This is a genomic window from Rhizobium sp. BR 317 (assembly GCF_047445835.1).
Taxonomy (GTDB): Bacteria; Pseudomonadota; Alphaproteobacteria; order Rhizobiales; family Rhizobiaceae; genus Rhizobium; species Rhizobium paranaense.
Map to the genome: position 1 here is coordinate 1 of NZ_JARWLB010000220.1, position 540 is coordinate 540.

A 540-nucleotide genomic window follows, 5' to 3' on the forward strand; every position below is an offset into this window, starting at 1 on the left:
CCGCTCCTTCGGAACGGCCGGGATCATTCACCAAAGCTCGCGCTTTGGCGATTGTAGGATTCACAGTAGTGCGTTCCGCAATCAGTTCCCTGAAACTGGGTTCGAAAGACACGCTTTCTCACCCAAGGGAGACAGACGGAATGAAGAAACCATCCTCGAAGATCCGCGACGAAATCGCCAAACTCCAGGAGCAGCTCAAGGCAGCAGAGACGCGTGAGGCCGAACGGATCGGCCGGATCGCGCTGAAGGCAGGTCTCGGCGAGATCGAAATCGACGAGGCCGAGCTGCAGGTGGCCTTCGAGGATCTGGCGAAGCGGTTTCGCGGAGGCGAGGTTCGTACGACCGGAGGGAAGAGGGGAGCAGGCGTCGGCGAAACCAGCGCACCGTCCACGCAGAACGCGGCTGGCGCGGCTGCGGGCGGGACTGCTGAAGCTTGAGCGGATGGCGCGCACGACAACATCCGATGCCCGGAAGAAGGACACGCGGGAAAAGATCGAGCTCGGCGGTTTGATCGTCAAAGCCGGTCTTCGCTACGAGAAG

2 protein-coding genes are annotated in these 540 nt (G+C 61.3%); both read left to right on the forward strand.

Annotated features, from left to right (window positions below):
* The first annotated feature begins 140 nt into the window (after nt 1-140).
* Nucleotides 141-437 (forward strand): conjugal transfer protein TraC, encoded by a 297-nt coding sequence (gene traC / locus QD357_RS32905; protein WP_183940211.1) that lies wholly within the window; start codon nt 141-143, stop codon nt 435-437.
* 4 nt (nt 438-441) lie between these two features.
* On the forward strand, nt 442-540 hold a 99-nt coding region (traD, locus tag QD357_RS32910; RefSeq protein ID WP_414126174.1), incomplete at its 3' end, for a conjugal transfer protein TraD.